The sequence below is a fragment of the Fodinibius halophilus genome (assembly GCF_011059105.1).
Taxonomy (GTDB): Bacteria; Bacteroidota; Rhodothermia; order Balneolales; family Balneolaceae; genus Fodinibius; species Fodinibius halophilus.
This window is the reverse complement of the sequence record NZ_JAALLS010000022.1, coordinates 54,919-81,883: the sequence shown is the minus strand read 5'-3', so window position 1 is coordinate 81,883 and position 26,965 is coordinate 54,919. Positions and strand designations below refer to the sequence as shown.

26 protein-coding genes are annotated in these 26,965 nt (G+C 42.0%); 25 read left to right on the top strand and 1 reads right to left on the bottom strand.

The window, feature by feature from the left end:
* Positions 1-138 precede the first annotated feature (138 nt).
* From G3569_RS14940 to G3569_RS14880, 13 genes are all read left to right on the top strand, one after another.
* Positions 139-4,371, top strand: coding sequence for a hybrid sensor histidine kinase/response regulator transcription factor (locus G3569_RS14940; protein ID WP_165270620.1), 4,233 nt, complete (start codon positions 139-141; stop codon positions 4,369-4,371).
* A gap of 336 nt (positions 4,372-4,707) precedes the next feature.
* Positions 4,708-5,709 (top strand): hypothetical protein, encoded by a 1,002-nt coding sequence (locus tag G3569_RS14935; RefSeq protein ID WP_165270618.1) that lies wholly within the window; start codon positions 4,708-4,710, stop codon positions 5,707-5,709.
* 278 nt (positions 5,710-5,987) lie between these two features.
* A complete protein-coding gene (locus G3569_RS14930) occupies positions 5,988-6,956 on the top strand; it encodes a hypothetical protein (RefSeq protein ID WP_165270616.1) in 969 nt (322 codons plus the stop codon).
* A 77-nt stretch (positions 6,957-7,033) separates the two neighbouring features.
* Positions 7,034-8,014, top strand: coding sequence for a hypothetical protein (locus G3569_RS14925; protein WP_165270614.1), 981 nt, complete (start codon positions 7,034-7,036; stop codon positions 8,012-8,014).
* A gap of 38 nt (positions 8,015-8,052) precedes the next feature.
* Complete coding sequence (locus tag G3569_RS14920) at positions 8,053-9,057, top strand: hypothetical protein (protein ID WP_165270612.1); 1,005 nt, start codon at positions 8,053-8,055, stop codon at positions 9,055-9,057.
* A 176-nt stretch (positions 9,058-9,233) separates the two neighbouring features.
* Positions 9,234-10,109, top strand: coding sequence for a hypothetical protein (locus G3569_RS14915; protein ID WP_165270610.1), 876 nt, complete (start codon positions 9,234-9,236; stop codon positions 10,107-10,109).
* A gap of 154 nt (positions 10,110-10,263) precedes the next feature.
* Positions 10,264-10,734, top strand: a complete 471-nt coding sequence (locus G3569_RS14910; RefSeq protein ID WP_165270608.1) for an SgcJ/EcaC family oxidoreductase — start codon at positions 10,264-10,266, stop codon at positions 10,732-10,734.
* 142 nt (positions 10,735-10,876) lie between these two features.
* Complete coding sequence (locus G3569_RS14905) at positions 10,877-11,719, top strand: alpha/beta fold hydrolase (protein WP_165270606.1); 843 nt, start codon at positions 10,877-10,879, stop codon at positions 11,717-11,719.
* 234 nt (positions 11,720-11,953) lie between these two features.
* Positions 11,954-12,976: a hypothetical protein gene (locus G3569_RS14900; RefSeq protein WP_165270604.1), complete on the top strand. Its 1,023-nt coding sequence runs from the start codon at positions 11,954-11,956 to the stop codon at positions 12,974-12,976.
* Positions 12,977-13,122: 146 nt separating this feature from the next.
* The gene (locus G3569_RS14895; RefSeq protein ID WP_165270602.1) at positions 13,123-13,650 is read left to right on the top strand and encodes a YybH family protein; all 528 of its coding nucleotides are present in this window, start codon (positions 13,123-13,125) and stop codon (positions 13,648-13,650) included.
* Between the two features lie 74 nt (positions 13,651-13,724).
* Entirely contained in the window at positions 13,725-14,189 is a 465-nt protein-coding gene (locus G3569_RS14890) for a nuclear transport factor 2 family protein (RefSeq protein WP_165270600.1), read from the top strand.
* A gap of 114 nt (positions 14,190-14,303) precedes the next feature.
* Positions 14,304-15,296, top strand: a complete 993-nt coding sequence (locus G3569_RS14885; RefSeq protein WP_165270598.1) for a methyltransferase — start codon at positions 14,304-14,306, stop codon at positions 15,294-15,296.
* 71 nt (positions 15,297-15,367) lie between these two features.
* A complete protein-coding gene (locus G3569_RS14880) occupies positions 15,368-16,354 on the top strand; it encodes a carboxypeptidase-like regulatory domain-containing protein (protein WP_205720230.1) in 987 nt (328 codons plus the stop codon).
* Between the two features lie 191 nt (positions 16,355-16,545).
* On the opposite strand, the gene tgt is transcribed toward G3569_RS14880, so the two are convergent.
* A complete protein-coding gene (gene tgt, locus G3569_RS14875; RefSeq protein WP_165270594.1) occupies positions 16,546-17,673 on the bottom strand; it encodes a tRNA guanosine(34) transglycosylase Tgt in 1,128 nt (375 codons plus the stop codon).
* Between the two features lie 155 nt (positions 17,674-17,828).
* On the opposite strand from tgt, the gene G3569_RS14870 reads away from it, so the two are divergent.
* The 12 genes from G3569_RS14870 (at position 17,829) to G3569_RS14815 (ending at position 26,194) form a co-directional block, all read left to right on the top strand.
* Entirely contained in the window at positions 17,829-18,557 is a 729-nt protein-coding gene (locus tag G3569_RS14870; RefSeq protein WP_205720229.1) for a polyprenol monophosphomannose synthase, read from the top strand.
* A gap of 76 nt (positions 18,558-18,633) precedes the next feature.
* Positions 18,634-19,599, top strand: a complete 966-nt coding sequence (locus G3569_RS14865) for an acetyl-CoA carboxylase carboxyltransferase subunit alpha (RefSeq protein WP_165270592.1) — start codon at positions 18,634-18,636, stop codon at positions 19,597-19,599.
* Between the two features lie 11 nt (positions 19,600-19,610).
* Positions 19,611-20,039, top strand: coding sequence for an acyl-CoA thioesterase (locus G3569_RS14860; protein ID WP_350356569.1), 429 nt, complete (start codon positions 19,611-19,613; stop codon positions 20,037-20,039).
* Positions 20,040-20,048: 9 nt separating this feature from the next.
* Positions 20,049-20,549 carry a DUF2085 domain-containing protein gene (locus G3569_RS14855; protein WP_165270588.1) on the top strand — a complete coding sequence of 167 codons (501 nt, stop codon included), beginning with the start codon at positions 20,049-20,051 and terminating at the stop codon, positions 20,547-20,549.
* On the top strand, positions 20,521-21,108 hold the full coding sequence (locus G3569_RS14850) for a DUF4199 domain-containing protein (RefSeq protein ID WP_165270586.1): 588 nt from the start codon (positions 20,521-20,523) through the stop codon (positions 21,106-21,108). The genes G3569_RS14855 and G3569_RS14850 overlap by 29 nt, the downstream gene beginning before the upstream one ends.
* Positions 21,109-21,160: 52 nt before the next feature.
* Positions 21,161-22,066: a CPBP family intramembrane glutamic endopeptidase gene (locus tag G3569_RS14845; RefSeq protein ID WP_165270584.1), complete on the top strand. Its 906-nt coding sequence runs from the start codon at positions 21,161-21,163 to the stop codon at positions 22,064-22,066.
* Positions 22,067-22,078: 12 nt separating this feature from the next.
* The gene (locus G3569_RS14840) at positions 22,079-22,342 is read left to right on the top strand and encodes a putative signal transducing protein (protein ID WP_165270582.1); all 264 of its coding nucleotides are present in this window, start codon (positions 22,079-22,081) and stop codon (positions 22,340-22,342) included.
* A 7-nt stretch (positions 22,343-22,349) separates the two neighbouring features.
* Positions 22,350-23,171 (top strand): phosphatidate cytidylyltransferase, encoded by an 822-nt coding sequence (locus tag G3569_RS14835; protein ID WP_165270580.1) that lies wholly within the window; start codon positions 22,350-22,352, stop codon positions 23,169-23,171.
* Entirely contained in the window at positions 23,158-24,198 is a 1,041-nt protein-coding gene (locus tag G3569_RS14830; RefSeq protein WP_165270578.1) for a dipeptide epimerase, read from the top strand. Before G3569_RS14835 ends, G3569_RS14830 begins: the two co-directional genes overlap by 14 nt.
* Before the next feature lie 298 nt (positions 24,199-24,496).
* A complete protein-coding gene (locus G3569_RS14825; protein WP_165270576.1) occupies positions 24,497-24,865 on the top strand; it encodes a helix-turn-helix domain-containing protein in 369 nt (122 codons plus the stop codon).
* A gap of 318 nt (positions 24,866-25,183) precedes the next feature.
* Positions 25,184-25,783, top strand: a complete 600-nt coding sequence (locus G3569_RS14820; RefSeq protein ID WP_165270574.1) for a hypothetical protein — start codon at positions 25,184-25,186, stop codon at positions 25,781-25,783.
* A 90-nt stretch (positions 25,784-25,873) separates the two neighbouring features.
* Positions 25,874-26,194: a hypothetical protein gene (locus G3569_RS14815; protein WP_165270572.1), complete on the top strand. Its 321-nt coding sequence runs from the start codon at positions 25,874-25,876 to the stop codon at positions 26,192-26,194.
* Positions 26,195-26,965: the final 771 nt, after the last annotated feature.

The following is a 26,965-nucleotide window of genomic DNA, read 5'->3' as shown; positions in this document are numbered from 1 at the left end:
GCCCTTCACGCCCAATCGCGTGAAGGGCTTTTTTTATTGATATCAAAAAAGCCTCGATAGTTTAAGTACCTTATTATATACTATAGTGTTGTTCATCAAATACTAAATAATTAGATAGACGGGATAAAGGAAAATAAAATGTTCAGGCCCATCAACAAGATATTATTGCAACTGGCAATAGTATTTGCTGCATCTGTACAGCCTTTATTTGGTCTGGGGCTATCTATCTCAGGATTATCTTCAGGAATCTTAGATTTTCAAAATTCTACTAGTATCCAAACTGAGGAGTCACCGAAGTCTTTTTTAGATAATGATTATATCTATGATCAATGGACTGTTAAGGAGGGGCTTCCAGTTAATTCTACCACAAAAATAATAACTGATAACAAAGGATATTTGTGGTTTGGTTCTACTGACGGGCTAGTACGTTTTGATGGTGTGGAATTTAAAATTTTTAAGTCCAGTGAATACCCATCACTTCCCACCAATAGAATAATGAGTTTAAAGACGAGCCGTGATGGAACGTTATGGCTGGTTACTGACCAAGATGAGATAATAGGCTATAAAGATAGCAAATTCCGACAAATAAAATCAGAAGACGGTTTATTCGGAGATGAAGTTAACTACTTGTATACGGACAGTGAACAGCGCCTTTGGATGGGAACAGAACGGGGTATCACAAGATACCACAAGGGGCAATTTGTTGCCTTTGAACCTGAAAAAATACAAGGTCCCATATCCAGAGTGTATGTCAACAAAAAGGGGGAGGTATGGTACAAGAACCAAGCAGAGCAAACCCTGTATCAGTTTGATGGGGAAAAAGTATCAAAAGTTATCACCGTGCGAACTGAAAATGGGATGAATGTTAACCCAATACTTACACTGGAAGATGGGAGTACCCTGATTGGGGCTAATAGAACTATTTGGAGATATAAGGAGGGAAAATTACATGATTTAGGATTTCCGTCCGCACAGATAACTGATATTTATCAGTCAGAAAACGGAATCGTTAGGGTTGCTACCAAAACTAATGGTGTCTTCCGCAAAATGAAGGATAAATGGATAAAAAAACACCAGGGTAGTGGCTGGTCTCTTGGCGGTGAGATGTTGATCAGCTACAAGGGGAGCCCATGGTTTTTAGGGCCGGATGCTGTATACAAAAATGGGCGTCTTATTTTTCAATCCGCTAGTCAGATCAGTGATTATGTGTTTGATCGCGAAGGGAGTTTATGGTTAACAACAAGCAATGCGGGACTGCTTCGATTGAAACCACGCTTATTTCAGTTTTATAAGCCCCAAGGAGATAAGAAAAAAGCTAATATATATTCGGTACAACAAACAGACAATGGTAGCATATGGTTTGGTACCTATGGAAGCGGGCCGGTAAGGTTGAAAGATGGTGGTACATATAGTGATTTTGATTTTAAAATGCTAGCGGGGCGCGAAGTTCCTAATTCTATTTATGTACAGTCGATAATTGAGCGAAAAAATGGGGAATTGCTAATTGGGGTATTGGGAGAGGGATTGTTCCGTTTTGAAAAAGAAGAGCAACAATTTCGACAACTCTCAACACCATTTCCGTTGGAGAGTAAAGAGGAGGTATTTTCTGTATATACACTTTATGAAGATCGCAATAATATTCTGTGGGCTGGTACAAATTATGGGTTGTTTCAACAAAAGAAAGGGAAATGGCAAAAAGTTAAAAGCAACAGCCCGGGCCTAAATTATCCTGTACGCTACATTACAGAAGCGCCCGATGGTTCATTATGGCTTGCAACCAACGGAAGGGGAATTCTGCACTACCAGGATCATACGTTTACAACATATGATACAAATGATGATCTGTCGAGTAACCTTATCCGCAGTTTATATATAGATACAGCTGACACAACGGATAATTACTTGCTTTACGTGGGTTCAGAAGATAAAGGGTTAAATCGTATTGAGGTAAATGGTGGTACCCCGAATATGAAAGAGCTTGTAGTAATTGATAAGGGCAATGGGCTCTATAGTAATGGAATACACCAAATCTTGGCAGATTCACAGGACCGGTTGTGGATGAGCAGCAATCAAGGTCTTTTTTATGTTTCAAAATCTCAGTTGGATCGATTGAGCAGTGGAGAGCTTGGTCAAGTGACAGTTACCGGATATAATGAAGAAAGTGGATTGAAAAGCAGGGAATTTAATGGAGGCGTACAGGAAGCGGGTATCAAAGACAACAACGGAAATCTTTGGTTCCCTTCACAAGAGGCGTTAGTAAAAGTAAATCCTACAAAGTTTCCCCACAATACACTTCCGCCCCCACTGGTGATTGAAGAAGTAATAAGCGAAGAACAAAAAATTGCTGTTAATAAGGACATAGTTTCTTTAGATGCAAAGCAGCGAAATTTTGAGATTGAATTTACCGGTCTCAGTTTTTGGCAACCGGATGCGGTCCAATTTAAATACCGACTTAAAGGATTTGATACAAAATGGATTAATGCCGGGACTCGTCGGACTGCTTTTTATACGAATGTACCTGCCGGCGAATATACATTCGAAGTGACAGCGGCCAATAATGAAGGTATTTGGAATCCAAAGAAAGCTCAGCTTACCCTAAATGTACGTCCCTATTTCTATGAAACGACTATTTTTTATGTATTGGTGAGTATACTCGGCATTGTCTTGCTAGGAGGATTAGTGAAATTGCGAACTTATCGCTTGAAAAGAAGAGAAAAGGAGCTCGAAGAAGCTGTACAAGAGCGTTCGCACCAACTTATGCAAGAAAAAATCAAGACAGAGAAGCAGGCACAAGAGTTAATGCGCCTTAATAAGCGGAAAAATCAGTTCTTTACTAATATTACCCATGAACTGCGAACGCCCCTTACTATGCTTATTGGGCCGCTGAAGATTCTCCGAGAAAATGAAGATATCGAGATGCAAGCTGTTCGTGATCAACTAGAGCCTATGATTCGTAATGGAAAACGTTTACAGCGTTTGATCGACCAGCTACTGGAACTATCGCGTATCGAAGCAGGAATGGTGGAGTTGCAAGCGTCCCGTCAATCAATGACAAGTTTTGTGGAAGAATTAATACTTGAATTTTCGCCTATGGCGGAAGTCAAAAATATCTGTCTCACCACAGAGCTACCCGATAGTGATTGCATGATTTACTTTGATAATCAAAAAATACAGAAAGCACTCAGCAATTTGCTCTCTAATGCACTCAAATTTACCTCCGAGAATGGACGGGTTTCTGTTAAGGTGATTGAAAGTAATACTGAGGTTACGATAAAAGTCTCTGATACTGGTATCGGAATTGACGAAGAAGAGGTGAGTCATATTTTTGATCGCTTTTACCAGGTAGACAGCACATCAACTCGAAAGAATGAGGGCACCGGTGTTGGGCTTGCTTTTGCAAAAGAGCTGGTTCACTTGCACAAGGGTACGCTTACTGTTGAGAGCACACTTGGCGAAGGGAGTACCTTCTCATTGAGTTTACTAAAAGGCAAAACACATTTGACAGTAGAGCAGATTACTGAACCCGGAGAAGAAACTTCTGACAATAAAATAGAGTCATCGGCCGTATTAGATGCTCGGCAAAAAGTTGAAAATTATGAAAGTGATGGGGACGCAGAGAGAGACACCACCACTTTGTTGGTCATTGATGACAACGCAGATATTCGGGATTATATTCGAACGATCATGGCAGCCGATTATACAATTTTAGAAGCTTCTGACGGTAAAGAGGGGCTTTCGGCGGTACGCAAGCAATTACCGGATCTGGTTATCTGCGATGTAATGATGCCCGAAATGGACGGTTTTGAATTGAGTAGTAGACTCAAAGAAGACACAATGACTCGAGGAATTCCTCTTATTTTTGTTACTGCCATGGCCGATAAACAGGGCCAACTAAAAGGTTTGCAAACGGGAGCCGACTCCTATATAACCAAGCCGTTCGATGCGGATGTTCTTCGTGCAAGGGTCAAAAATCTCTTGGAGCAAAGAAAACGATTACATGAGGTATTTACCGATAGTGAGTTTGACCTAGAAAGTGTTGACCAGTCTTCCCAACTTGAACAACAAGTTAGTGAAGTTATAGAAGAACACCTGACCGACAGTGATTTTACGGTGTCACAACTTGCCGATGAAGTGGCTATTGATCGTTCGCATCTTAGCCGAAAATTAAAGGAAGAAGTAGGGGTAACACCGGCGCAACTAATTCGAGATATTCGCCTTAAAAAGGCAACACATCTTTTGAGAGAAGATCAATATAATATATCCGAGATTGCCTACAGCGTAGGTTTTAACAGCTTGTCTTATTTCAGTCGGCGTTTCAAAGAAAAATATGGAGTTTCCCCTTCAGCATATCTTGATGATACCAGCTCGTAGTTGAACTTGTATGCCTCATAAAATGTGAGGGACTTTCGCTTTTCTTGGGGATACAGCCCCTCTGATTATTTACCGGAAGGAATCAATCCACCAGAATATGTAAGGAGTAAATCTGTAGATCTAAAGTCATTCTGGATTATATTTCAGCCCATCTTTGGAGATCCAAAATGACTCCTGAAAGGATTTTACGGCAGAAAATCACATTTGTATAAATATTTGCAACATCTGTACAAGCGTCTATACGCAATTTCTGATAGGTTCCCAGTGAAATAATCACAAACGATATCGCACCTCGCTCACTACCAGCCGAGTTTGTGCGAAATAAATTCTATCAGTATGAAAATTTCAGATATAACTATCATAAAATCATTCATAGTAGCAATCAGTCTTTCGATGGTTTTAATTGTGGGATGTGATCAGGGAAACAGTCCCGACCCCTTACCGCAAGAACCCAATGAACGATTGTCTTATGCTATGGCTATTGCATTGGGCAATGCTGAGATACGGGAAAGTGTCCATTCAGCGATGGATGCCTCTCCGTACCGGGAGCATAAACTGGTGTTTGGCCAATTCTTAGAGAGCTCAGCCGGTGTTAAACTGCAAAAGACATTGGCTGAGGAATTGGGTGGAGAGAATAAACTCAATGAACTCTTGGATAAACTTCCCGAGCTGGATTTTTACCTCCCGTATGAGACTCATCGTGAGACCTGGCAGCATGCCAACAGTAATTTGCTGGTCGTTTGTATTACGGATGTGGATACCACAGAAGCCGTCGCCTACCATCCGGATGGCAGCACGCAAATATTGAGTTCCAGCCAGCAGATCAAAGAAGCGGAAATAGCGGCTATGTTTACCCTGCATCCTGCAGAAAAGAAAATACACAAAAATAGCTCAAACTCCCGGGAAAGGAGCCACTCGGTTTTGGGGAGTCAAAGTAGTGAGATCATCCAGAGTAATGAAGCAACATACGTTACTAAAATTGCGAATTATACCGCTGACGGAGTTTTTGGCGGAAACTGCGAATTTTATTTTCTGGCCCGCAGGCTAGATGAAAGCCATGCAACCAAATCAAGTCAAGTGAGTGTTGAATCGGCATTGGTTTCCGCATTAAAAAATTCGGACACTCCCCCGACAAAGGAAACAGATTTATTTATATATGACGGGCCAGTATCAGGGTCAAATAAGTTAAAAGTAAGGATGTATGAAGCTGATGGTGGTGGAACCGGTGGGGACGATGACTACGGTTATTTTATAGTAGATAAGCCGGGAGATTATGATACAAGTAAAAATCAGACCGAGAATTTTCCCAAGGCAACAGTTAGACTGGATAATCAGTAATTGACATTGAACCCTCATATTTCAGCCGTTTCTCTAAAGAAAATATGAGGGTACATCCTCTGCCTACCTTGAGAAGGGAATGTGGAAATTATGGACTATTTCTCTAAAAAAACCTACTCAGAGCTTATAAAGGCAGATGATCACATTTGTGCAAACAATCGCAACATCTGTGCAAGCGTTAGTACGCAATTTCTAATAGGTTAGCAGTGAAATAATCACAAACGATATTGCACCTTGCTCACTACAAGCTGAGCTCGTGCAAAACAAATTCTATCAGTATGAAAAATTTAGGTACAGCTATCACAAAATCGTTTTTTATAACTATCAGTCTTTCGATGGTTTTAATTGTGGGATGTGACAAAGACAAGACCCCGAGTCACCTACCCGAAAAGCCTAATGAAAGGTTAGCGTTTGCAATAGCATCGGCACTGGGTGATGCAAATGTACGGGAGAGTGTCCACGGCGCCATGGATGCGTCCCCGTACCAAGAACATAAACTGGTGTTTGGCCAATTTTTGAAAGACTCCACTGGAAGTAAGTTTCAACAGGCATTAGCCGAAGAACTGGGCGGAGAGAATAAACTCAATGAACTGCTCGCAGAGTTGCCCAATTTAGACTTTTACCTCCCATATGAGACCCACCGTGAGACTTGGGAGCATGCCAATGGTAATTTGCTGGTCGTTTGTATTACGGATGTAGATACCACAGAAGCTGCCGCCTACCATCCGGATGGCAGCAGGCAAGTGCTGAGTTCCAGCCAGCAGATCAAAGAAGCAGAGATAGCGGCTATGTTTACCTTACATCCTACAGAAAAGAAGATCCATCGGAGTAGTAGGACAACTGCCGGAGGTGACCAAATGAAGTATGAATCCTGGAAGACACGGGTCAACAAATTATGGAACCGAACCACTGACGGTCCTTTTGGCGGGCGATGTGAAATCTTCTTTCGAACCAAGAATCCGGCAGGAGAAACCCATCGTTCAAAAACAATTAGCATTCAAACAGGATCAAATGAAAAATTTGGAGCGGCAGTAAAAGACGTATCCCCTGCTGTATGGCTTCACCCCGATGCAGCGACCGATACTCATCCCTTAGAGGTAACCGTAATGGAAGATGATGGGGGACTTTTCCACGGTGGTGATGATGATAATTACGGTAGTTTTAAGGTTGTGATGCAAGGGAAGTATGAGTCTGATGTAGTGCTTTTAAAATATCCCAAAACAGAGCAATACATAACGGTTCGGTAGGGGAGGTTGCCTAGCAAATTAAGTCGAACCATCAAATAGTATTGAAACATATACAATTAATTTTGAGGTACATTCTTATGAGATTCGGAATCTTTAATAGCCTAAACGTTTATTTGATGCTGCTGGCAGTAGGCTTGCTGTTGGTAACGGCCTGTAATCAGGGGACTGACCCTGAGCTGCAGCCGGAGGAACCCAACGAGCGCCTGGCATATGCCTTGGCGGCAGCTCTGGACAACCCCGAAGTACGAGAGATCGTCCATTCGGCGATGGATGCTTCGCCCTACCACGAGCATAAGCTGATCTTCGGTGAATTTTTGCAGCACGAAGAAGGGGCTCTTTTGAAGAATGAGTTGGTGAAAAAGTTGGGTAGTGAAAAGGAGTTGAAGCAGTTACTTCAAGAACTGCCGACACTGGACTTTTACTTACCCTACGAGACGCATCGCGAGACGTGGGAGCATGCTAATGATAATCTGATGGCGGTTTGTGTGACGGAGGTGCATGCCGAGGAAGCCACAGCCTACCATCCCGACGGAAGCAGCCGTACGCTCAATTCAAAAGAGCAGATTCACCAGGCCGAGGTGGCCGCCATGTTTACCCTGCATCCTGCAGAGCCCAAAATACAGCGTTCAGCCAGTTCGGTTAAAAATAACGTAGCAATGTCAACAAATCGTTGGCGAACTCGCGCTAAAAAGATCTGGAACTGGACCGATGACGGGCTTTTTGGCGGGGACTGTGAAATCTATTTTATGACCAGCAGTACCAAATCAGAAAAAGAATACCGTTCAAAAATAATGCATGTCCCTTCAAATCCGTTTGGATCAGATACTCCAAAGGTTAAAGTATTATCGACTGAGGTTTGGATACATCCTGATGCTGCTGTCAAATCAGAAGAGTGGTTAAATGTACATGTATTGGAATCCGACGGTCCGGAACAGTTTGGTGATGACAGTGAGGGATTTTTTACTGTTAAAGAGGAGGGAGTTTATGCTACCGGTAAACGAGACAGTGATTCCGACCTAAGTAATCCAACTGTAAAAGCTAAAATTGTTGTCAGATAGCGATTGCGAGCAGAACTTATTAAAACAAAATCCTTTGAATGATGAAGAATTTTATTTCTATTGATGTAACTCATTTCCCGAAAATTGTCGCCTGTCTATTAATAGCTGTGACCATTGTGGGATGTGACCGGGGAACATCGCCGGACCCTCTTCCAGAATCTCCTAATAATAAGATGGCATATGTGCTGGCAGCGGCCTTGGATAACCCCGAGGTGCGAGAGACCGTCCATTCGGCGATGGATGCCTCTCCACACCGTGAGCATAAGCTGGTATTTCAGGAGTTTATAGAGAGCTCGGAGGGTACCAAACTTCGAGAAGAACTAACAAGTCAGCTTGAAGGAGAGAAAAAGTTAGATGAGTTATTGGACAAACTTCCCAGAATGGATTTTTATCTCCCTTATGAGACGCATCGCGAGACGTGGGAGCACGCCAATGGCAATATCATGGCCATATGCATTTTGGATGTGGATGCGAAAAAAGCTAAGGCCTACCATCCAGATGGCAGTAGCCAAATGTTGACCTCAAAAGAAGAGGTGCATGCTTCGGAAGTTGCTGCTCTGTTTACGTTACATCCTGCCGAGAAGAAGATACTTCGTGGTGATTCCGAAGTAAAAACGCCTATAGCAACTCAGTCGGATAGGTGGAAAACACGAGTCTACCGTATTTACAACTGGACAACGGATGGTTATTTCGGCGGTGATTGCGAGATATATTTCAAGACCAGCGATTCTGACGGGAATAGCCGGAGTTCAAAGATAGTACATGTTCCAAGACGTGGAGGCAGTGGAACTAATCTGCCGGGTCATGCCGGAAACAAGCTTGTTTCTCCTGCGGTTTGGATCTATCCCGATGCCGCATCGGAGTCAAATGAACTGACCGTTACAACTATGGAGGCCGACGGTGGGTTTGGAAACGGTGGGGATGATAATTACGGCACATTTACAGTAACCAAGTCGGGCAAATACGACACCAGTAAAAAGACGGAACAACCTCTTGAAGGTTCACTGTATCCCAAAGCCCGGGTTTTTGTAAATGTAAAGTAAGTTACCTCAATTTTTTAAAGAGAAAGATTACCAGGCAGATTAATCATCAATTATCAAGGATCGTGTTTATGCTATATCAGAGTAATTTCAATACGTACAGAATACTGCCCCTTCTAATCTTTTTGCTTATAGCAGTGATATTTTGGGGATGTAACCAAAGGGCCGAGCCTAACCCAATGCCGGAGGAACCCAATGAGCGCCTGGCATATGCCCTGGCAGCAGCAATGGACAATCCCGAGGTACGCCAGAGTGTTCATGAAGCGATGGATGCCTCACCTTACCACGAGCATAAACTGGTGCTCGGTAGTTTTTTACAAGAAGCGAGGGGGAGTATCCTCAAAAGTAGTTTAGCAGAGAGGTTGGGGGGCGTAGATGAGTTGAAACAACTTATACAAGAGCTGCCGGCCCTAGATTTTTACTTACCCTATGAGACGCACCGCGAAACATGGGAGCATGCCGATGATAACTTGATGGCGGTATGCGTGCTGAATGTTCATGCTAAACAGGCTACGGCCTATCATCCCGACGGCAGCAGCCGAACGCTTAGTTCCGAAGAGCAGATTCACCAGGCCGAGGTGGCGGCAATGTTTACCCTGCATCCTGCAGAACCCAAAAGCTATCGTACTGCTGCAGAATCCCAGGCGAGCGGATCATTACAACAGTCAACAAGGTGGCATACGCGACTATCGAAAATTAAAAACTGGACAAGTGACGGCATATTCGGTGGGGACTGTGAAATTTATTTTGAGACGTATCTCAACAAGGTAGATTCCCCTCATTTGTACAGGTCCAACAATATCCATGCTCATTCGGGGAGCGATGACGATCCATCGACAACCGATATATCGCCACTTGCGGCTATTCATCCCGACAAGGTTTCTGAACGAGAACTGTATACCAGGGTATATGAATCTGATGGCGGATGGGGTGGTATAAATAAGGATGATACCTATGGTACCAAAGTCCTAACCAAAGAAGGGAGCTATAGTATTGATAACGCAAACCCGGTACGAAATCCACCAAAAATTGAGGCCACATTTGTCATTGATTAGGGCATTGCCAGGTTATTTTGGGCTCAGTTGAAGATGGCTTTGGCCGTGCGTCCAAGCAGTTGTTTACAACGGGAATGCGCTATAAGCGATTGGCATACAACCAGAAATCTATATTTGAATCTATAAGATAATAGCAATAACACAGTCATTAAATATGAAAAATGAAACCACAGGTAAAGTAACTGGTATCGATAGTAAATCTGAAAAGCAAGAAGTCGGAAAAGTATTGGCCAAAATAGGTAAAGCTTTTAGCACGTTGGATGCCAGCTTAGCGGCCGATTGTTATACAGAAAATGCCGATTGGACTAACGCTTTTGGAACAACCTTAAAGGGAAGGGATGAAATTTTGTGTTACTTGGAAAAGTTGCTAGCTCAACAACAGTTTAAGACAGGTGCATTCGTGAGTGAACCGCAAGCGACCATTCGAATTATTGGGAATGGAGTGGCAGTAGCTAAAACATATGCCGAACGTGAGGGGCAATACACTCAGTCTGGAGAGCCTATGGAGGTTCGTCGTAATTTTTCATTAAAGGTGTTGGTCAAGCGCAATGGCAAATGGAAAATAATATCGGATATGTATATGGACGCGCGCGATGATAAAACACTAAATGTGGAATCCGGATAGACGGGAGAGCAGGAAGAGCAGCCGATACTACCTCTCCAAAATTATTCTGAGTATTTCGCAGGTGCTTATTTCGCATCATTATTGGCACCTGTTTTATTACACTGCTCTTAATGACTGTTTAGGAAATCAGACCATGGATAAAATGTCTGCAAGACAACAATTAATTGAAGCCATAGGGGTGCCGGTAGAGCAACGCGAAATCCAGGTCGGTGATATCAAGACGGCTTACCTGGCGGCCGGTGACGGCCCCCCGCTGGTTTTGCTGCATGGGTCGGGGATAGGAGGTGTTGTTTGGTATCAGTCTATCGGGACCCTTTCTACTCATTTTCGGGTTATTGCACCTGATGTGGTGGGATATGGTGAATCCGATAAGCCACCAGCGGCCTATGATAAAGCTTTTTATGCCCGTTGGCTGCGTAATTTCTTTGATGAGCTTGGGCTGCATGAGGGCTATCTGGTTGGGAACTCGTGTGGAGGAGCTATTTCGCTGCAGTTTGCGATGAATAACCCCGGGCGGATTAAAAGACTGGCATTAATCAATTCCGGTGCTCTGGGTAAGCAGATGGATAATGGAGCCAAGCTAAGATTTTTGTTGCTTAATTGTTACCCCTCATTGACCACCGCCCGCTGGGCAACCCAATTTCTGGTTCATGAAAAATCAAATATTTGTGAAGCCTTAGCTAAGTATGCGGCTGAAGTACTTGAAAAGCCCGGTGGCAGGCGTCCCTTTTGGGATGGAAAGGGAAAAGTATTTGATCCTTTCACAAATGAGCAGCTCAATAGTGTGAGTCATAAGACTCTTATTTTGTGGGGGGAAGAAGATCAGTTTATTCCTGCACAATATGGTCGGTTAACCAAGAAGATTATGCCGAATGCTCAATTTAAGGCTATTCCCCGGGCAGGGCATTTCCCTTTCCTGGATCGCCCATTCGTTTTTAATAAACACCTGATAGAATTTTTTAAATCAGCTGATGAATCCTATTAAAACAGGTAAATAATGAACATGATAAAGAATTATGGCAAGCTCCTTTGAAGGCGATCTGTTAAAAATTATTGTCTTTGAAAAAGTACGGCTATAGCTGATATAGGCCTGATTGTCACAAAATTACAAACATCTGCAACATCTGTACAAGCAGCAAACCTGTTGTCCTGTTACGTTTTAGATGGCATCAAATGCTTACAACACTTGGTTTTTAATCACAAAACAAAAAGAAGTTATATGAAATTTTCAGCGAGCAATACCCAACAGAACCAGTTAAAAGTTATTGGATTGATTCTGGGTATGTTATTAGTAGGGAGTTGTAACCAGGGTGTCACCCCGGAACCCCTTCCCGCAGCACCAAACGAAAAACTGGCTTATGCTGTTGCGGCAGCTCTGGATAATCCCGACGTACGTAAAGGCGTGCACAGCGCGATGGATGCCTCACCCTATCGTGAGCATAAACTGGTGTTTGGAGAGTTTTTATCTCAACCCGAAGGGGCCGCCCTGAAAAAAGCGGTAGCCCAAAAACTTGGCGGCGAAGACGTCCTCAATCGCTTGCTCGATGAGTTGCCAAGCATGGATTTTTATCTTCCCTACGAAACACACCGCGAGACCTGGGAACACGCCAAAAGCAACCTGTTTGTCACCTGTGTGCTTGACCCCGACATTAAAGAAGCAACTTCCTACCACCCGGATGGTAGCACGGAAACCTTTACCTCTCGCCAGGCAATTAAAGAAGCTAAAATAGCGGCAATGTTTAGTCTGCATCCCCAAGAGCCAAAGATTCATAAGGATAGTTTAAGTGCACGGAGAAAGGGATATGTTGTAACCAGCAGCCGGAATGGCGGCAAGATACAGGCCAGTACCACTACACGGGTGGTAGGGATTAAAAACTATACCAACGACGGCATATTCGGCGGAGACTGTGAATTCTATTTTATGTCCCGCAGGCTGGATGAGAGTCATGCAACAAAATCAGGCATGGTGAGTGTTAAGCCTGCATTACCTGACCTTGCTTCTACAAAGAATACGAATCTATTTATATATGACGGGGCTATCTCAGCATCAAATAAGTTGAAAGTACGGGTGAAAGAGGCCGATGGCGGCGTAAATGGCGGTGATGATGATTACGGTTATTTTATCGCGGACGGACCCGATGATTATGAAACAAGCAAGAACGAGGGAGCTATAGGTGGTTTTCCTGGTCATGATGGCGATCCTCCAAAAGCAATAATAACGTTGGAAAACAAGGGAAACTGAAATATAAAAGAGGACGACCGATGGGATCTTCGACACCAATCATAATTAGGGGGAGAGTATCGTAAAGGAACCAGCAACATTTTTTGTGTTCGACTAACGAACCAGTTTAGATAACTAATTTTAACTACAATAAATTAATACTGAGCATGAGTACATTTAAATTTTACCCTGCAATTGGAGTGGCTCTAATCGTAACAATACTGGCAAGTTTTGTTGCCTGCAAAGATAACAGCACTTCGGTTGAGAATAAGCCAACAAAAGAAACCGAAAAAGAGGCCGTTGGAAAGGTATTAGGTATTATGGCAGAGGGGTTTGCCAAACGTGATGCCGAAATGGCTTCCAGTATATACTCTTCTGAAGCCCAGTGGCTCAACGCTTTTGGAGATTGGAGAGAAGGACAGGAAGCAATACAGGAGAAGCTGAAAAAATTGTTTTCTTCTTCGGAATTTAACAGCGGAGAGATGGTCGGAGAACCCACTGGAAAGGTTCGTATTCTAAAGCCGGATGTAGCGGTTGCATGGACCTACCAGGAAATAAAAGGGCAAAAATACCCCAACGGCGATGAAGTGCCACTGCGTAAAAACCACTCGCTCTTACTTCTGCTCAAAAAAGACAGTGAATGGATAGTAGAAGCCCAAATATTTATGGACGAAAACTACAACCCTAATAAGTAACTCAATCATTAGTTCATAACCTGGTTCTAAATCACTTGTTTACAGCAAAATTTAATTAATAAATCTACTCGGATATGGTTGCTTCAAACAGAGCACTCTTTTTTATAATCAGTTTAATATTACTTGCCACTACATTTATTGGTTGCGAGCAAAAAAATAAAACAACAGCAGAACCACCTGAAGCTGACGGAGTACAGCTAGAAAAACAGGTATGGAAAGCTATGGCGAATACGAATATCAGCTGGTTGAAAGAACATATAGACGAAAATTTTCAGTCGGTGCATTCCGATGGTTCCCGCGGGCGCATGGCCGAAATTAAATTAATTGAAGGGCTAAAGTTGGGCGAATATGAGCTGAGTAATTTTACGACCACCAAAAAAAATGACCAGCTTATAGTTACCTACACAGTTTCTGTAACCGAGACCATAAAGGGCAAACGCACGAGCTCGGAACCCGCCCCTCGGCTCAGCGTCTGGACGTGGGAGCCGGCCGATAATATGTGGCAATGGACGGCTCACGCAAACTTAAAGCCATTCTAAGGAATAGTTTTTCCGAATTTTTACCGGCTATAATCTTTTTTAACTGAGATCAGACAGCTGGTGACAAATTGGAGCATTAATAAAACAGTAATTTAGATCATAAATAGAAGTAGTATGCAAGATCAACCTTCACCTTTTAATAACGAAATAATGAAGCTGGTTACCAGCTTTGCCCATCTGCAAGTAATGTCAGCAATCGTAGAAACAGGCATCAGTGAGCAGCTAAAGGATGGGCCAGCATCACTGCAAGAGCTGTCCGAGTGTTGTAATTTGGATGCTGGGGTTTTACCCCGGGTATTACGTTACGCATCCGGTATTAATTTGATTACCTCAAATAATGATCGGTATCAGTTGACAAAATCGGGACGGTTGCTCATTAAGGATGAGCCTGACAGTATCTATGATATTATTGTTCTGATGGGCAGTGAGCCATGGCAAAAAGCCTGGAATAATCTGTCACATTCACTACAGACCGGAGAATCTGCCTTTGAAGATGCGGTGGGGATGCCGTTTTTCGAGTATACGAAGAAACACACCAAGCATGCCGATATTTTTGATGATTGGATGACAGTTGAATCCCAAATGACAGCCGATCTTATTCCGGAGGTCTATGATTTTTCTGACTGTGAGAGCATATGTGATATTGGCGGGAGCCGTGGGATTTTACTCAAAAGCATCCTGCAATCAAATCCCGACTTGCAGGGCATCTTGTTCGACAAAGCCGAAGTGGTAGAAAACCATGAGTTAAACGATATCAAAAGACAAGTAGATATCCGCGGAGGAGATTTCTTTGAAAGTGTGCCCAGGGCCGATGTGCTGATTATGAAACATATCATCCACGACTGGAAAGATGAGCAGGCCGTACAAATTTTGCAGACTTGTAAAGAAAGCATGGATGATGATACCAGATTGCTGCTCATCGAACGGGTGTTGGATGAAGATACAGGCATGAGTCCCCTGTTTTTTGATCTGCACATGCAGGTTATGAATGCAGGAAAGGAGCGAACCGCGGACGAGTTTGAAGCTTTATTACAAGAAGCCGGCTTGTCCCTAAATCAGATAATACCAACAGATTCTCCGGTAATGGTTCTTGAGGCCAGTCTGTAATTCAAGGAGCCGGAATCATAATATTTTTCACAACTATAGATTTTAACTTTTCAAATTTAGTCGAATTAATCATGTTTTACAGGTCAAAGGATAAAGGCGAAACTGATCGCACAAATATGCATAGCTTTTTCCCGTGGACTGGTTCTGTAATGTTTGTATGTGCAGTATTCTTTTTATTTGCTGTTATTACAAGCTGTGATAATAGCAGCAGTGCTGACGGATCAAAGGGAAGTATCACCGGTTTTGTAAAAACGAACGACCAGTGGGTAAGGCCGATTGACGAGCAGGAAAATGTAACGGTAAGCCTGAAGGGTACCTCTAATTCTGATCGCACGAATGCAGATGGTCGATTCTTACTGGAAGATGTACGGGCAGGCATATATGATATCAGTCTTGAGAAGGCCGGTTTTGGTACAATGCGCATTCCGGCTTTTAGCTTTGCAGGAAATGGACAGGCTTTTATAAAGCCGGGGGAGTATACGCAACTGTCAAAAATCCCTGACTTTACAACGAATATTGATACCATCTATACGGATACTTCTTTCGATGGAGATATAACTATTGATGCTGAAGGCTTCATTAGTGCAACTGTTCCCCACAACGGTCTGGGAAAAGTAGTAACGTTGTATAGTACTTCTGAGGATATTTCTGCTGATCCTTCTTCTTATGATGTCTTTAGCTACGATTTAATAAGGGGAGGACGTTCAGAGTACGGAAATCAAGCATATTTAGATCAGTTTGCTGCACCCGGAGATACAGTTTATGTTAAGTCGTATTCGGATTCAGGGGTAAATACAAGTTATGCAGATCCCGAGACTAACAATATGGTGTTTGCTAATCTAGGGGATTCTACCAAAACGAAACAGTTTGTAGTACCCGAAGCTGAAGGAAGTAAGCAAAAACATCAACAGAAATTGGCAAGCGGGAATATTCAGGGATGGATCCATTTTGGAAAGGAAACGATTCCAATTCCTAAGGATATAACAACCAAAAAGCTTCAAGGTATCCAGCAGAAAATATTTAACAAATTTCGACAGTCTACGAGCTCCAAACGGTAACGGAGACCATAAATTTACAATGTAGAATTTCCCGTTTCAAGCATATCCTGGCAGGAGTCACCGAAGGTAACATTGGCAGATGTTCTAACGCTTTTATCAGTCTAAATAGTGATTGTTGTTTAATATACAGGTTTATTTTGAGCAGGCGGGGCAAGTGCAGGAGTCAGGATAAGAGAAAGTTATATCAGCTACTAAATTTTGGTATCCAGCACTTCAGCTTTTTCTTTGTACCAATTGTGAAAAGTATCGTTTGCAATACGTTCTTTGACTTCATCCATAAGCGATAGATAAAAAGTGAGGTTGTGGAGGCTGGCAAGTTCAAGTCCCAACAGTTCATTATTTCGGAAGAGGTGATGGATATAAGACATCTTATATTTGGAGCAGAGGTCAGAAGGAAAGGCCGGATCTAAGGGCTGATTATGATTCTTCCACTTGGCATTGGAAATATTAATGTATCCATTATCGGTAAATATTTGACCGTTACGGGCATTACGGGTTGGCAGTACGCAATCAAACATATCGATTCCGCGCGCAATGCAATGCAGAAGATTAGCGGGCTTGCCTACTCCCATCAAATACCTGGCCTTGTTTTCAGGAAGATAATCGGTATTTAAATCAGTCATCTCATACATCAGATCGGTGGGTTCCCCTACACTTAACCCGCCAATAGCAATACCCTCAAAATCCATATCAGCTACCCGCTTGGATGATTCAATACGAAGGTCTTCAAAAGTACCCCCTTGAACAATACCAAACTGGGCTTGCTTGTGTCCGTATTTAGGCTCTGTATTTAAGAAAGCCTCGCGCCCGCGCTTCTCCCAGCGATGAGTCAGCTCCATTGATTCTTTAGCATATTCATAGCTGCAGGGGTAGGGCGGACATTCATCCAGTACCATCATAATATCGGAACCCAGGGTACGCTGTATATCAACCACGTTTTCTGGGGTAAACATATGTTTAGATCCGTCAAGGTGACTTTTGAACTCTGCCCCTTCTTCGGTAAGTTCTCGATTATCTGATAATGAAAATACTTGGTATCCGCCGGAATCAGTTAGAATAGGGCGATCCCAGCTCATAAAAGAATGTAATCCTCCGGCACTTTCCATAATATCGCATCCGGGGCGCAAATAAAGATGATAGGTATTGCCGAGTATGATCTGAGCTTTAATTTTTTCTTTCAGGTCATCCTGCTTAACTGCTTTCACAGATGCCAGTGTACCAACAGGCATAAAAATAGGGGTCGATATTTCACCGTGGTCTGTTGTTAGCGTACCTAGTCGTGCCTTCGTTGAGGCTGCCGTCTTTTTTAGTTCAAACAAAAATGTATAGGATTATGAGTTTTCAGTATTGTTGATAATATTGGGCTGGAAATTAATAAATTATTTGATGTAACCTTAAGTTACATTTTTGTATCCTTAGCAATTATTAATCTGCTGTTTTACCAGTACTATTAAAGAGTTATTCAGAAAGTATTATGTCTGATAAGACATTAGTTATTGTACCTACATATAATGAGTCTCATAATGTGCCTCGATTAATTGAGCAGGTTATGGGATTAGCCCCGGCTATGCATCTGCTGATTGTGGATGATGGATCCCCGGATGGAACGGCGCAGATCGTTAAAGATCAGCAAGAGCAATATGGTGGTCGCCTTCATTTAATTGAACGATCCGGAAAATTGGGATTGGGCACAGCCTATGTGCGAGGATTTAAATATGCCCTGGAGCATGAATACGATTATATATGTGAGATGGATGCTGACTTTTCTCATGATCCTGATGACCTGCCGCGCTTAGTTAATAAAGTTAAAAATAGTGATGCCGATGTGGCTATTGGGTCGCGTTATGCTGATGGTATCAGCATTATTAATTGGCCTTTGAGTCGATTAATTCTCTCTTATAGTGCCAATCTGTATGCCCGTTATATTACTGGGCTTCCTATTTTTGATACTACCGCCGGTTTTAAATGTATCCATAGAAATGTGTTGGAACATATTCCAGTGGATGGGATCAAATCTAATGGCTATGCATTCCAGATCGAATTACATTTTAGAGCTTGGCAAGCAGGGTTTACACTCAGAGAAGTAGCAATTATCTTTCGTGAGCGAGAAGAAGGGGTGTCTAAAATGTCGAAAGGTATTGTCTGGGAAGCGATATGGAGGGTTTGGACATTAAAACTTCAAAGTATTTTCGGGACACTGTAAAACTCTAAGATAAGTTCTTAAATCTTAGCTTTAGTTCTTATATTTGAACGGAATTTTCAAGCGACAAATAAATGGTATGGAGTATTTAGATTTCGAACAACCAATTGCTGATCTCGAAAAGAAAATTAAAGAGCTCAGCGAGCTTTCGATAACGGACGATGATGTATTAACACCTGAAATCGAACGACTTGAAGAGCGTGTTGATGAACTGCGAAAATCCATCTTTTCCAATTTAACACGATGGCAGCGTGTACAGCTGGCTCGTCATCCCGAGCGGCCCTATACGCTGGATTATATTTATAAAATCACCGAAAACTTTGTAGAAATTCACGGTGACCGATACCATAGTGACGATAAAGCTATTGTAGGAGGATTTGCAACAATTGATGGCCAATCAGTGGTTATCATGGGGCATCAAAAGGGCCGGGATACCGACAGCCGACAATATCGCCGGTTTGGGATGGCAAACCCTGAAGGATATCGAAAGGCTCATCGCCTTATGAAACTAGGCGAAAAGTTTGATATACCGGTTATTACTTTGTTAGATACCCCCGGTGCTTATCCTGGCTTAGAAGCCGAAGAACGTGGACAGGCCGAGGCCATAGCAAAGAATTTAAAGATGATGGCAACGCTCAAGGTGCCTATTATTTCAGTGGTGATAGGAGAAGGTGCCAGCGGTGGTGCAATCGGTATCGGCATGGGTAATGAAGTGTATATGATGGAAAATACCTGGTATTCGGTAATTTCTCCCGAATCATGTTCTTCAATTTTATGGAAAACCTGGGACTATAAAGAACAGGCCGCAGCGGTACTAAAGTTAACGGCTCCTGATCTTGAAGATATGGGTATTATTGAAGGAATTATTGATGAACCACTAGGGGGAGCCCATCGCGACCCTGATCAATCGGCAAAGGCAGTCAAAGAACAGCTACTGGAATCATTAAAGCGTCTCAAAAAAATGTCGCCCGCAGAACTGGTTGAAAACCGTATTGAAAAGTATTCCAATATGGGCGAATGGGAACAAGCTGCCCAGCCGGCCTAACATATCGCACTGTGATTCCATCAGAAGACCCGATCTATTGTTACTCTCATAGCCTACGCAGCCGGTATGGAGAAACCGACCAGATGGGCTATGTCTATTATGGACGCTATCTGGAATATTTTGAGGAGTCCCGTACCGAAATGATTCGGTCATTGGGCTTTCCCTATACCAAGCTCGAAGAAAACGGCGTTATGCTTCCGGTTATCCATACCGAAGTTGATTATAAAGCACCCGTTTTCTATGATGAGTTAATGACTATTAAAGTGATGCTGTTTGAGGTTCCTACAGTAAAACTCGAAACGTACTACGAAGTTTATACTGAAAGGAGGGAACAACCTCATATAATTGGACAGGTATCACTCTGTTTTATGAAAGAAGAAAACCGGAAACCGTGTCGGGCTCCCGCTGATTTTATCAGTAACTTGGAATCTGCGATCTAATTTAAGGTTATGCAAACGAAGCAGTTAAAACTTTACTTTTTAGTATTGGTTTTAACTTGCGGCATTGTTTTGGTGGCATTAGGTGGTGGATTATGGAATCAATCGGGCTTTTGGCTATTTCAGTGGCAACATCAGGCATTTCAGATGCTGTGCCACCAACTCCCAGAACGTTCATTTTGGATAAATGGACAACCCATGGCTGTTTGCAGCCGGTGTTTGGGGATCTATTCGGCCTTTGCCATATTCTGGATAACAATGCCTTTATGGGCTAAATGGACTTTTCCTAACTTACTATCGCCCAAAAAATTAGCACTTTCAGCACTTATATTAAATTTTATTGATGTTGTTGGAAATATGCTCGGATTTTGGCAAAATACGCTTCTCTCGCGATTGGTGTTGGGGATCCTATTGGGCTCAACTGGCGCACTAATCTTTTCAAGAGACTTTTTTCTAACTACAATCAAATCAAAGGGGATAAATCATGGAAGAGTCACAACAACAAACAGTTAACGAACAGCCGTCATATTGGACATCTGTAGGTATAGCTGCACTTATTTTTGGTATTCTTTATTTTGCGATATCACTAATTGGTGGTTATGCAATGATTAATTCAGAACCGTCCGGTTCTATGTTTGGCAATATGAATCAGACGGTAAGCTCTAGTATCGCTTGTTTGGTTGGTATATGTGGTGCTATACTTGCTATTTGGCATTATTCTAAAACATATGGCGGATTATCTATTACGCTTGGAAAGGGAGCTCTAATAGGACTATATGTTGCCATTGCCACCGCTATTGTTGTTACTGTCCTGAACCAATTTTGGAATGTCATTGATCCAACATATACTGAGCGTCTTATGGATAGCATGATTGCAAATTTTGAAGCCATGGAAGGAGTTCCTGAAGGGCAAAAACAGCAAATGGTTGATAGCATAGCCTCAGAATTTAAAAACAGTAATACCCTTTGGGGTATCACAAAGGGATTTTTAATGAATACCGTAATATTGGGAATTGGAAATCTTATAACAGGAATGATCGGCGCTAAAATATTTGGCAAAGACGAGGGATAATTGTTTATTCTGGCAATAAATAATATTGCCAATTTGAGAATTTAATTTTTTAATGAGCGAAGAACATTATACTTCATGGGCAGAACGAAACGGTTTTGCCGACTGGGCACTGGCCATTCTTTGGATTATTGGTGCCTTCGTTTTGTTTCAGGTTACTGCTAACGTTGTCGGGATACTGTTAATAGTATGGCAACAAGGAGGGACCTTTGATCCTGCCCAGATAGAAAAATTAGTTACAGAGAATATTGACCTTCTCTTTATTGGCAATTCTACTGGCCAAATTCTATTTCTGGGGTTAGCTACCTGGTTTTTTGCACGTCTTCATGTTTCTTCTAGAGGTCGCCCCTCTTTTTTTCGGTTTAACTTCAACCCCGATACTCCGTCAAAGATTGTCCTAACTATTGCATTGATTTTTGCCATACAACCTTTTGTATGGTTCTTATCATGGCTTAATGCCATGGTTCCGGCTCCTGAATTCCTGAGTGAGATGCAAAATACCCAGATGCAGATGATTGAGGATTTCTTGAAGGGAGATCACCTGGTATGGCTTACTCTTTTTCATGTAGCCCTGGTACCTGCTGTATGTGAAGAAGTGCTATATCGCGGCTACGTAATGCGAGCTTTGGAGAAAAGTTGGGGGATTTGGCCCGCAATTATTGTTTCAGGGATCTTCTTTGGGATGTATCACATACAGCCTACAAACTTGTTGCCTCTAGCAACACTGGGGATGGTTTTTGCTTTTATAACGTGGACATCACGCAGTATTCTACCGGCGATGGTTGCTCACTTGGTGAATAACGGGGGAAGCGTGCTGGTAGGTACCTACTACCCGGATTCCGCTTTTGCCGAAATTACACCCGAATCAATGCCGCCTATAGAAGCTGTAATTCCGAGTCTGTTAATAAGTGGTTTTATTGTATATTTCATGTACAACCAGTACACCAAAAGGGCAACCTAAAACGGAGTTACTATGTTTAATGAAGCCGATCCGAACGAAATTGAAAATTGGGCCTGTGTTATGGAGGCAGGAACAGAGTATAAAGTTGAAATGGCTAAAGATCACCTGGCTGACCAAGATATACCGGCTAATATTTTATCGAAGCGCGACTCTGCCTTAAGTTTGAATATAGGAGATACAGCTTTGGTATATCTGTACGTACCAAATGAGTATGAAGAGGAAGCCCGTGAAATCCTGGCTGAAACTGCGCTTAATAATGAAGGGGAGGAAGAGTAGATAAGCTGTGAGTGAATTAGCTAAGCGTATTCTCTTTGCCGCGCCAGCTGCGGCTCTATTCTTATTTATTACCTGGATGGGTGGTTGGAGCTTTGCAGGGTTGGTGGTACTTATATCTTTATTTATTCAGTATGAACTCTCGGCCCTAAGTGAAGGATCCGGTTTTAAGCCGGATCCTTATTTCCCCTATGCTATTGGACTATGGGTGCTTTTGATCCCTTTTTTGGATCACGCTTTTCCTATAGGTATTGGGATTTTTCTGGTTTTTGTGGCAGTTAAAATATTTAAAACCGGGAATGTTGGGTTACAAGAACTTATATCTACCTTTTTTGCAGGCATTTATGCTCCATTGGGCTTATTAACGATGCTTTTGATACGTGATATGGGAAGCAGTGAAATGGGCTTTGCATTGACCATAAGCGTACTACTGATGGTCTGGGGGAATGATGTTTTTGCATATTTTGGTGGGAAGGCATTTGGTAAAAATAAGCTGGCTCCCACCATTAGTCCGAACAAGACCTGGGAAGGCTTTTTTTTCGGGATCATCGGGGCATTGGTAGGATTAGGGTTAGTCATATATTTTGTGCCCTTTGAGTTTCCTGTCTCTATACTGGCTATAGCTCCTGCTGCCGTATTTGTTAGTATTTTTGGCCCTATTGGTGATTTAACAGCAAGTCGCCTCAAGCGGGCAGCAAATGTAAAAGACGCTTCTAACATACTGCCGGGACATGGTGGTGTCTTCGATCGATTTGATGCCCTTATCTTAGCAGCACCGGCTTTTTATTGTTACCTCTATTTCTTGAAAGTTATTGGGTATGTCTCATTTTAATATTGAGTGCCAAGTCAGTGAACTCACATTAACCAATCCATTTACTATTGCCCGCGGTACCAAAGAAACAGTGCGCAATGTGGTGGTCAGCCTTACGGCCGACGGCATTACCGGTTGGGGAGAAGCAGGGCCCAATCGACGCTATGCTGAAGATGCCGAAACAGTTATCAACTTCATTGATGATCTTGGAGAAGGTTTTTTTGACGACTTGGATAGTCCGGATGCCGTGGCTCAAAAATTAGCAAGCTTGGATTCCCCGGTATATGCTGCATTGGCAGCGCTCGAGATGGCATGGTTGGATTGGTGGGCCAAATCAGAAGAGCAGCCGCTATGGAAATGTTGGAATGCTCCTTCAAATATAACTCCTTCCACATCCTTTACCATCGGCTTGGACAGCATTGAAGTGATGCAACAGAAAGTTCGTGAAGCAGAAGAATATCCCATCCTGAAAGTAAAGCTGGGTACCGAGCGTGACCGTGATATTATTCGGGGCATACGGGAAATTACGGATAAGCCTATTCGCGTAGATGCCAACGAAGGGTGGAAGAACGTCAATGAGGCCAAGAAACAGATCACCTTCTTAGCGGATCAAAATATAGAACTGGTAGAGCAGCCGATGCCGTCGGCCATGTTTGATGAGATGATAGCCTTAAAACAGTGGTCGCCGTTGCCCCTTATGGCCGATGAAAGTTTTAAGGGGAACGAAAACCTGAAGCAGATGTCCCGGGCTTTTCACGGCATCAACATCAAGCTGATGAAAATAGGGAGCCTGGTTAAAGCACGAAATGTAATTGCACAGGCTCAAAAGTATGATTTAAGCGTAATGGTGGGCTGTATGATTGAGAGTTCGCTGGCCATTTCCGCCGGAGCCCTGATCGGGACATGGGCTGATTATGTGGACCTGGATGGTTTTTTGTTGATTAAGGATGATCCTTTTGAAGGGGTAGCACTTACCGAAGATAAAAAGCTTGTATTAAGTGATCAGCCCGGGTTGGGTGTTTTTCGAAATAATAACAAGATGGTTTAAAATCCCTTAATAGCTGCCATCACGAGCCCGGTGGATTCGGGGTCGGGGTTTGTTGTTCCCCACGTCAAACTTCTAGTATTCCCCCTACTCGTTATAACATAGAAGTTCTTTTACAATATTTGTTCTTCGAATTCTCATTGAAATAGTTGGCTTACAAGCATACTGTAAAATGATACTGGCAGAAGCCATATTTGAAAAATTATTAGTTCTATAACAATTAAAGGGTTCTAATGTAACAAAAGTATCGGCTGAAGCTCTTGATATAAAGTATCATAATAGAAATATAACTCGGCTAGATATGCAAGAGAAAAAATATTGCTATAAACCTATTCACTTAAAATTATCACTCAATATTCTAAAAAAGAATTTAAAGCAAATAACAAGCGTACAAGATTGGGCCCGGTACATGGGATATTCGAGAAGTTATTTTTCGACTTCTTTTTCAGAGCACTTCGGTGAGACGCCATATAAATGTCTTTGCAGAGTACGATATACCCAACTACACAAAGCGACTTTACAGTATCCTTACAAAACAAGTCGGGCTATCGCTGCGGAGATCGGCTTAAAAGATGAGCAAGCCCTATACAAGTTTCTTAAACGACACTACGAAACGAATTTTACCGAGCTTAGAGAGAAGCTCTTATATGATAAAGAGTATAACAACTAAGCAAAGAGTTAGACTTATGTCGGTTATCTTTTACTGTCGAAGATGAAAACACTAATCAGTTATGGAATTAACAAATTTCCGGGATCCTAATATCTTGTATCTTGGCTCCTAAAATCGGCATCAAACAAAACGGATAGACAGAAAACAAATGGGATACAGTTCAATATTGACGGGCTTAATCCCATTCATGATATTGGAAAGGCATTCATTAAAAGGGCTAAGAGAGCACCTCATTGAAATAGGTTAGTACGTTGGCTTTTTGGATGAGAAAATATAAAACAAAAAAATAATTATGAAAACTTTACTTTCAATTAGTGTATGTTTGGTTCTTTTCTTTGGGGGTGTCAAGAACAGGTTAGTAATACCAAAAGTATTGATTTTAGCAGCTTATCGGTGCAAGAATTAGCAAAGGAAATTTCCAAGGATTCTGTATATGTTGAACTCAATAAGAAAACTACTAATCAATTTAGTCAGATTAGAAAAAAGATGATGAATCGGAAAACTTCATTTTCTAAGAATCAATCAAAAGAAGATGTTTTAAACCAAATCGGATTAAATCAAGAATATTGGGAAGAAAGAAAAATTCTTATTATGGAGAAGGTCAATTACTTAAAAGAACAATTCGAGCTTAGTAAGCGTCCTGAAGTAGAGGTAAGACAACTATTCAAAATACTTCACAATATTTCGACTTCGAACAACAATACTTTAAACAAAAGCAATAACTGTCAAGCGCAATTTGAGGAAGACATACAAAGCGCTCATCGTACATATGATTTTATGATCTATTACGGATGTACAATAATAGGGTTAAGAACTGGCCCTGGTGGTTATGCCACTTGTGCTGCGGGGGCAGTTTATAATGCAACATTAGCTGTAGCTACTGCAATAGATGATTATAATGCCTGTATGGCTGAATGAATCTTAATAAATAAAATAATGAATGTGATCTGGGAAAAGTAAAACCTTGATCACATTTAGAACTCAGTTTTTATCTTTAAGACATGAACTATGGATTCTGATTTTTCATATATAATAACTGGCGTTTTAGTACTTTATGTTATTTATGAACTCTTAAGTTTGAAAAAAACTGAATTAAGCGAAAAAACTAAGCTGCTAGGCTATTTCTCATCTATCTTGATGGGGATATACATCACTTCTTTACTATACATAGGGCCTGATATTCAATATCTTATTCTTATATCAATATTTTGTGTACCTATTTGGACGTATTACACCTATATTCGTTTTAAAGAAGACAAAAAAAATGTTTTTACCTCATTGGGTATTGTTGGTTCAATGGTAGCCATTATATGGCTTTACGGCTTTTAGAAGTCATTCCATTTAAAACTTAAACTTAAAAGTTATGAAAAATAATGTTATGCCGTGTTCAACTGAACAATGCAGCACAGTGGTGTTTTAGGATTTTTGGAAAGGAAAAAGGTAATCAAATCCCCGAATGGGACGAACGATCAGGTATTGTTTGAGCTTTTGGTGCGCTGCTTGGATATCCTTACATGTTTTGACTCTTTAGAAAGATTTGCTGTGACCTAAATGAAAATTCCCACGCTCCAGTTGTCTTGGAGAAGTATACGGATGCGTAAAATAGGTATCAGCCCTAAGGCCTCAGTGACTTTATGCTGGGGCAAAAGCTTTGTCATTGTCAAAGGTCAGGAGTTGATGAATGCAGGTGGAGTTACGAAGAGCTAATCGATTATAGTTTAGACGTGGCCGGTGGTGTTTAGGTTTATTCTGGTGGCGCTGATTGGTCAGTTGCTGGGCGACCTCCGGGTGTAAGGTTTGATTGGGCATTATTGGCTACATTGCCTTTAAGCTCAGAAGAGATGGGCAATCAGGGCACGTCGATAGTCCGGGTAATTTCGTTTTGGTTAAGACCCTCATCTAACAAGGCGTTTATTTGATGACGATTCTCATGGCTGAGTTGGAATGTTGGTTTTGAGAACCAGAATATGTCCGCCTTATTGCACATATTATTTGAACTCTGGTTTTAAATAGCCTATCATAATTCCATCAAAAAATTTAAGATAAATACTCAAGAAAAGGAAGAAAATTTTATCAATGCTATATAGAAAAATGGAGCTA

Excerpts from the sequence above, each read along its gene's own strand:
- G3569_RS14910 (WP_165270608.1), top strand. The coding sequence starts at position 10,264 with ATGAAAAATGAAACCACAGGTAAAGTAACTGGTATCGATAGTAAATCT.
- G3569_RS14930 (WP_165270616.1), top strand. The coding sequence starts at position 5,988 with ATGAAAAATTTAGGTACAGCTATCACAAAATCGTTTTTTATAACTATC.
- G3569_RS14820 (WP_165270574.1), top strand. The coding sequence starts at position 25,184 with ATGTTTGGTTCTTTTCTTTGGGGGTGTCAAGAACAGGTTAGTAATACC.
- G3569_RS14900 (WP_165270604.1), top strand. The coding sequence starts at position 11,954 with ATGAAATTTTCAGCGAGCAATACCCAACAGAACCAGTTAAAAGTTATT.
- G3569_RS14915 (WP_165270610.1), top strand. The coding sequence starts at position 9,234 with ATGCCGGAGGAACCCAATGAGCGCCTGGCATATGCCCTGGCAGCAGCA.
- G3569_RS14840 (WP_165270582.1), top strand. The coding sequence starts at position 22,079 with ATGTTTAATGAAGCCGATCCGAACGAAATTGAAAATTGGGCCTGTGTT.
- G3569_RS14845 (WP_165270584.1), top strand. The coding sequence starts at position 21,161 with ATGAGCGAAGAACATTATACTTCATGGGCAGAACGAAACGGTTTTGCC.
- G3569_RS14925 (WP_165270614.1), top strand. The coding sequence starts at position 7,034 with ATGAGATTCGGAATCTTTAATAGCCTAAACGTTTATTTGATGCTGCTG.
- G3569_RS14895 (WP_165270602.1), top strand. The coding sequence starts at position 13,123 with ATGAGTACATTTAAATTTTACCCTGCAATTGGAGTGGCTCTAATCGTA.
- G3569_RS14885 (WP_165270598.1), top strand. The coding sequence starts at position 14,304 with ATGCAAGATCAACCTTCACCTTTTAATAACGAAATAATGAAGCTGGTT.
- G3569_RS14920 (WP_165270612.1), top strand. The coding sequence starts at position 8,053 with ATGATGAAGAATTTTATTTCTATTGATGTAACTCATTTCCCGAAAATT.
- G3569_RS14905 (WP_165270606.1), top strand. The coding sequence starts at position 10,877 with ATGTCTGCAAGACAACAATTAATTGAAGCCATAGGGGTGCCGGTAGAG.
- G3569_RS14865 (WP_165270592.1), top strand. The coding sequence starts at position 18,634 with ATGGAGTATTTAGATTTCGAACAACCAATTGCTGATCTCGAAAAGAAA.
- G3569_RS14830 (WP_165270578.1), top strand. The coding sequence starts at position 23,158 with ATGTCTCATTTTAATATTGAGTGCCAAGTCAGTGAACTCACATTAACC.
- G3569_RS14825 (WP_165270576.1), top strand. The coding sequence starts at position 24,497 with ATGCAAGAGAAAAAATATTGCTATAAACCTATTCACTTAAAATTATCA.
- G3569_RS14855 (WP_165270588.1), top strand. The coding sequence starts at position 20,049 with ATGCAAACGAAGCAGTTAAAACTTTACTTTTTAGTATTGGTTTTAACT.
- G3569_RS14890 (WP_165270600.1), top strand. The coding sequence starts at position 13,725 with ATGGTTGCTTCAAACAGAGCACTCTTTTTTATAATCAGTTTAATATTA.
- G3569_RS14940 (WP_165270620.1), top strand. The coding sequence starts at position 139 with ATGTTCAGGCCCATCAACAAGATATTATTGCAACTGGCAATAGTATTT.
- G3569_RS14815 (WP_165270572.1), top strand. The coding sequence starts at position 25,874 with ATGGATTCTGATTTTTCATATATAATAACTGGCGTTTTAGTACTTTAT.
- G3569_RS14850 (WP_165270586.1), top strand. The coding sequence starts at position 20,521 with ATGGAAGAGTCACAACAACAAACAGTTAACGAACAGCCGTCATATTGG.
- G3569_RS14935 (WP_165270618.1), top strand. The coding sequence starts at position 4,708 with ATGAAAATTTCAGATATAACTATCATAAAATCATTCATAGTAGCAATC.
- G3569_RS14870 (WP_205720229.1), top strand. The coding sequence starts at position 17,829 with ATGTCTGATAAGACATTAGTTATTGTACCTACATATAATGAGTCTCAT.
- G3569_RS14880 (WP_205720230.1), top strand. The coding sequence starts at position 15,368 with ATGTTTTACAGGTCAAAGGATAAAGGCGAAACTGATCGCACAAATATG.